This window comes from Ramlibacter sp. (assembly GCF_029866045.1).
Lineage (GTDB): Bacteria > Pseudomonadota > Gammaproteobacteria > Burkholderiales > Burkholderiaceae_C > Ramlibacter.
The window spans coordinates 1-5,148 of the sequence record NZ_JARXAB010000033.1 but is presented as its reverse complement, the minus strand read 5'-3'; the positions used below and the strand labels follow the sequence as shown (position 1 = coordinate 5,148).

Sequence of the window (5,148 nt, the reverse complement as noted above, 5' to 3'; positions counted from 1 at the left end):
GGGCGCGGGGCCTGCGGGGCGCTGCACCCACACGCGCCAGGTGTGGCCACTGACCGGGTCGCGCAGGTCTTGCTGGTGGGTACCGGGCAGGGTGGCTGCGGCGGCTTGTAGCAGCTCGGGCGCAACAGCGGTGCGCGGGCTGGCGCAGCCCCCCAGCAGGCCCAGGCTGGCCAGGCTGGCGCCTGAACCAGCGGCCACCAGCAGCGCGCGGCGTGCGCCGTGCGACGGGGAAAGGGCGGACATCAGAGGCTGGTCCAGTACACACCCGTCAGCGGGATGGGCTGGAACTGGGTGAACATCGTCTGCAGCGTGGCGCGCGGGTCCAGGTCGGCAAACAGTTCGGGGTGCAGCCACTTGGCAAACACCTGCACGGCCACCACGTTGAAAGGCGAGTTGTAGTAGTGGTGCCAGATGGCATGCGCGCGGCCGGGCTGCTGAACGGCCTGCAGCTGGGCAATGCCCCGACGCTGCGTGGCGCGCACCAACGAGGCGCGTGCCGCTTCGGGCGTGGCGTCGGCGCCCAGCACGATGCGCAGAGGCGATTTGTCGGACGTGGCCATGCTGCCGATGCCGGTGCCGATATACAGCCGGGGCTGCGTGGCGATCAAAAACTCCGGGTTCAGCGTGCCGTGTTCGCCGGGGATGCGACCACGCGCCACGTTGTCGGCCCCGGCGGCGTCGAGCAGCACTCCCACCAGGCCCACCATGGTGGCGCAGCAGTCGTCGGCCAGGCCCACGCGGTTTTCCAGGAACACGGACGGGTGGCGTGTGCCAGCGGGCAGGGTGCGCAGGCGCGATTCGACACGCTCCAGCTGGGTACGCCAGGTGGTGTTGAAAGCCTCGGCCTCCTGGCGCTTGCCCAGCACGGCGCCCAGCAGCTCCATGCTGCGGGGGGTGTTCTTGAGCGGGTTGTGGCGGAAATCGACGAACACCACGGCCACACCGGCGGCCTCCAGGCGCGCGAGGGTCTCGCGGTCGTTCTTGCTTGGGCCATGGCCACCCGCCAGGCCCAGGATGGCCACCTGCGGGCGCAGTGCAATCGCCTGCTCGTCGCTGAAGCTGCCCGCGTTGTTGCGGCCCACGCGCGGCACCTTGTCGAGCTGGGGGAAGCGGCCGCGCCACTGGGCGTAGCCTGCGGCGTCCAGTGTTTCGTAGTCGCCCATCATGCCCACCAGGCGGCGGGCCACATCGTCCCGCTCGAACACGCCCAGCGCGGGCAGCAGGCGGCCTTCGCCCAGCAGGATGCGCTCCACCTTGGCGGGCAGGGTGACGGTGCGGCCGGCCAGGTCGGTCACGGTCTGGGGGGCGTTTTGGGCCTGCGCGGGGGGCGCTGCGAAGACAAGGGAACAAACAAGGGCGCAGAAAAGGGCAGCAAGGCCTGGCGCGGAGGCCAGCCAGCGGGGGCAGGAGAACGTCATGGGCGATACGGTGCGTGCAGGGCGGCCCGAAGGGGCTGCGGTCCAAGTGCAATATTGAGAATCATTTGCATTTATTATCGCAAGTTGCTAGCATCCCATGGCGTAGCGCTTGCCGTGTTTGCGGGGTGGAGAAAAACCTTTGCGCAAACCTCCGATGGGGGCGGGCCTTCGCAGGCGGCTCCGCATCTGCGCCTCCACGCCGTCACGCCGCCTTCCTCTTCGTCATCTGTCCCACAGCCCGCCCATGTCCGTTGTCAGCCCCTTGCATGTCCAGCCCTCGGCGCCGCCGTCGGAAGGCATGCAGGCGTCGCTGCAGCGCCATCTGCAGCGGGTGCGGGTGCTGCGCCCCGGGCTGCACCTGCATGCCGACGACACCGCCGACGTGCAGGACTTCACGGCCAGCGGCGACATGGAAGCGGGCTTGCGCATCGTGCTGCTGCTGGAGGGATCGGTGGACGTGAGCTATGGCCCGCGCCGCGTGGCCTTGTCCAGCGCCGCCAGCCAGCGTGCGCGCGAACCGGGCCTGCCGCGTGCGCTGCTGGTGTCGGTGGCCGAGCCCGAGCGGTTTGAGCGGCGCGGCCGCCGGGGCGCCTACGCGCGCCGCGTGAGCGTGGGCCTGGGCGGCGAGTGGCTGGAGCAGGTGGCGGGGCCGTCGGCATCCGACGCCATCGACGCCTTTCGCCGCCAGCACCTGGCCATGCACCACTGGCAGCCTTCGGCCCGCATTGCAGCCGTGGCCGAGCAGATCACCCGCGCGCCCGACCTGAGCCCGCTGCTGCTGCACCTGTACCTCGAAAGCCGAGCGCTGGAGCTGGTGAGCGAGGCGCTGGGCAGCCTGTCGCAGCACGCCCCCGGGCCTGCCCCGGCGCCTGCACCCGCCCCCGCACCGGCAGCCGCCGCGCTGCGCCTGCTGCCCCACGAACACCAGCGCATGCGCGCGCTGCATGCCTTCTTGCAGACCGATGCGGCCATGGACATGTCGCTTGACGCGTTGGCGCGCCAGGCGGGCACCAATGCCAACACGCTGCAGCGCCACTTCCGCGCCGTGTACGGCACCACGGTGTTCGACTTTGTGCGCGAACACCGCCTGCAGCGTGCCCGGCACGCACTGGAGCGGGACGGCCTGACGGTGGGGCAGGCGGCCCTGGTGGCGGGTTACAACAGCGCTGCCAACTTTGCGACGGCGTACCGCAAGCGCTTTGGCATGCCGCCCAAGCTGGCGCGCGGAAGGGTCTGAAGCCCCCCTGAGCCACACAGCGCCCGGGGTTGCCACCAGAGTCGGCAACTCTTCGAGGCCGCGCCCCCTGCTGCCTGCGGGGGTGCGGCAAACGTCTTAGTTGGCCCTGCAAACACAGTCTGGCGGGCTGCGTGAAATCATCGCTGCATGCCGGATGTAACAAGTCGGCACGCCTTGCAACACGTTCCGGGCACTTCGTTGTTACAGCCCCGTTCTGGAGCGGGTCCGTGCCCTGGATGAAATCGCACTCATTCTTGTTTGCAATCCGTTGACAGGCGGCCTTCCCTTTTCCTACCGTTTTTGATTCAGGACTTTCTCTATGCAGACTCGCCGCCCAACCCGGGGTGCCGCCCCGGCCCATCCTTTTGCCCTGCGCCAGATCGCCCAGGCCTGCGCGTGGACCTTGTTGGCCGGCGCGGGCGCAGCACTGGCACAAAGCCCGGCCGCGCCGGTGGCGCTGAAAGAGGTGACCGTGAACGCAGCGGCCGAAACGCCCGAGAGCCTGCCCGCTGCCGCACCCGGCGGCCAGGTGGCCCGGGGCACGCGCCTGGGCGTACTGGGCAATGTGGGCGTGATGGACACCCCCTTCAACATGACGGGCTACACCGCCGAAGGCATTGCCGACCAGCAGGCGCAGACGGTGGGTGCGGTGCTCAAGAACGACCCTTCGGTGCGCACCACCACCAACGAGGGCCACATCGTCGAGAACTTCATCATCCGGGGCTTTGCGGTGGGGGCGGGTTCGCTGGCCATCAACGGCGCCTATGGCCTGGCGCCGGAGCAGAACACACCCACCGAAATGTTTGAACGCGTAGAGGTGCTCAAGGGCCCCGGCGCCATGATGATGGGCATGCCGCCTGCGGGCGACGTGGGTGGCGCCATCAACCTGGTGCCCAAACGGGCGGGCAAGGCGCCGCTCACGCGTGTGACCACCACGTACTCATCCCAGTCCAACGTGGGCGTGCACGCCGATGTGGCACGCCGCTTTGGCGCAGACCAGCGCCTGGGCGTGCGCGTCAACGGCGTAGTGTAGGGTGGCGAGACCTGGCTGGACCACCAGACCAAGGCGCGCGAGATTGGCCACCTGGCGCTGGACTACCAAGGCGAGGGCTGGAATGTGGAGGCCGACGCCTATTCGCTGAGGAACAAGGTGCGCAAGGGCTCGCCCATGCAGCCCATCCTCACCGGCTGGACCACGGTGCCCAAGGCACCCGATGGCTCCACCAACTTCTTCTACGGCGAGGGCGTGTACAGCAACACGCAGACGCAGGGCCTGATCGTGCGCGGCCAGGCCAGGCTCAGCGCGGGCTGGACGGCGTTTGCCTCGGCGGGCAAGGCGCAGCATGCATACGACGGCTTCATCTTCGGCACCCGCCCGGTGTGGGCCCCGGCCAATGCCGCCACCGGTAATGCCACGGGCACGGCCTACAACTCCTGGGGTGAGTACGACACGACCACCGCTGAGCTGGGCCTGCGCGGCCAGTTCAGCACCGGCGCCGTGGCGCACAAGCTCACGCTGGCGGCCAACGTGCGGAACTACGAAGGCGGCAGCCGCGCCAACGGCACGGCCGCCATCAACAGCAACATCTACAACCCCCGCCCCATCACCATGCCGGCGGGCGGCGCCGCATCTACCTACAACAAGCTCAACGACGACGTGATGACGGCGCTGAGCGTGGCGGACACGCTGGCCTTTGCCGATGACACGCTGCAGCTCACCCTGGGCCTGCGCGCGCAGCAGGTGCACCAGAAGCTCAGCAAGTACAAGGAATCCGCCGTGACGCCGCTGGTCGGCGTGGTCGCCAAGCCCTGGGGAGAGAACGTTTCGCTCTACGGCAACTACGTGGAAGGCCTGAGCGCGGGCACCACCGTGAAGGCGCCCTATGCCAACGAGGGCGAGACCTTCAAGCCCTACAAAAGCAAGCAGATGGAGGTGGGCGTGAAGTGGGTGAGCGGCAGCCTCACGCAAACGGTGAGCCTGTTCCAGATCAGCAAGCCCGCCCTCATCGAGGCGGGCAACCGCCAGGTGCTCGATGGCGAGCAGCGCAACCGGGGTGTGGAGTGGAACCTGTTTGGCCAGCTGACCCCCGCGCTCACGCTGCTGGGCGGCGCGGCCTACACCGAGGCCGAACAAACCAAGACCGCCAAGGGCGTGAACCAGGGCCGCGCACAGTTTGGCGTGCCCAAGCTCACGCTGAACCTGGGCGCCGACTGGGCTGTCCCCGGCGTGCAGGGCCTGTCGGTCAACGGCCGGGTGAACCACACGGGCGCGCAATGGCTCACGGGCGACAACAGCGTGAAGCTGCCCGCCTGGACCACGGTGGACGTGGGCGCCCGCTATGCCACGCGCTGGGGCGCACAGCCCGTGGTGCTGCGCGCCACGGTCACCAACCTCGGCAACCGCGCGTACTTCGACAGCATCTGGGGCGCAGGCCGGGTGAACGTGGGCGCGCCGCGCGCTGTGCGCCTGTCGGCCTCGTTTGACTTTTAAGG

4 protein-coding genes and 1 pseudogene are annotated in these 5,148 nt (G+C 69.0%); 3 read left to right on the top strand and 2 right to left on the bottom strand.

The genetic code is table 11. From position 1 onward, the window contains the following. Window positions 1–243, bottom strand: a pseudogene (locus tag QE494_RS03750) (alpha/beta hydrolase); the annotation flags it as partial. After that, window positions 243–1,295, bottom strand: coding sequence for an ABC transporter substrate-binding protein (locus tag QE494_RS03745; RefSeq protein ID WP_300041565.1), 1,053 nt, complete (start codon window positions 1,293–1,295; stop codon window positions 243–245). The pseudogene QE494_RS03750 and the gene QE494_RS03745, both read right to left, overlap by 1 nt. Window positions 1,296–1,662: 367 nt before the next feature. On the opposite strand from QE494_RS03745, the gene QE494_RS03740 reads away from it, so the two are divergent. The 3 genes from QE494_RS03740 (at window position 1,663) to QE494_RS03730 (ending at window position 5,146) form a co-directional block, all read left to right on the top strand. Then, window positions 1,663–2,655 (top strand): helix-turn-helix transcriptional regulator, encoded by a 993-nt coding sequence (locus QE494_RS03740; RefSeq protein WP_300041564.1) that lies wholly within the window; start codon window positions 1,663–1,665, stop codon window positions 2,653–2,655. A gap of 319 nt (window positions 2,656–2,974) precedes the next feature. Beyond that, a complete protein-coding gene (locus QE494_RS03735) occupies window positions 2,975–3,688 on the top strand; it encodes a TonB-dependent receptor plug domain-containing protein (RefSeq protein WP_300041563.1) in 714 nt (237 codons plus the stop codon). A gap of 84 nt (window positions 3,689–3,772) precedes the next feature. Beyond that, window positions 3,773–5,146, top strand: a complete 1,374-nt coding sequence (locus tag QE494_RS03730) for a TonB-dependent siderophore receptor (RefSeq protein WP_300041562.1) — start codon at window positions 3,773–3,775, stop codon at window positions 5,144–5,146. The last annotated feature ends 2 nt before the right edge of the window (window positions 5,147–5,148 follow it).

Excerpts from the sequence above, each read along its gene's own strand:
- QE494_RS03740 (WP_300041564.1), top strand. The coding sequence starts at position 1,663 with ATGTCCGTTGTCAGCCCCTTGCATGTCCAGCCCTCGGCGCCGCCGTCG.
- QE494_RS03735 (WP_300041563.1), top strand. The coding sequence starts at position 2,975 with ATGCAGACTCGCCGCCCAACCCGGGGTGCCGCCCCGGCCCATCCTTTT.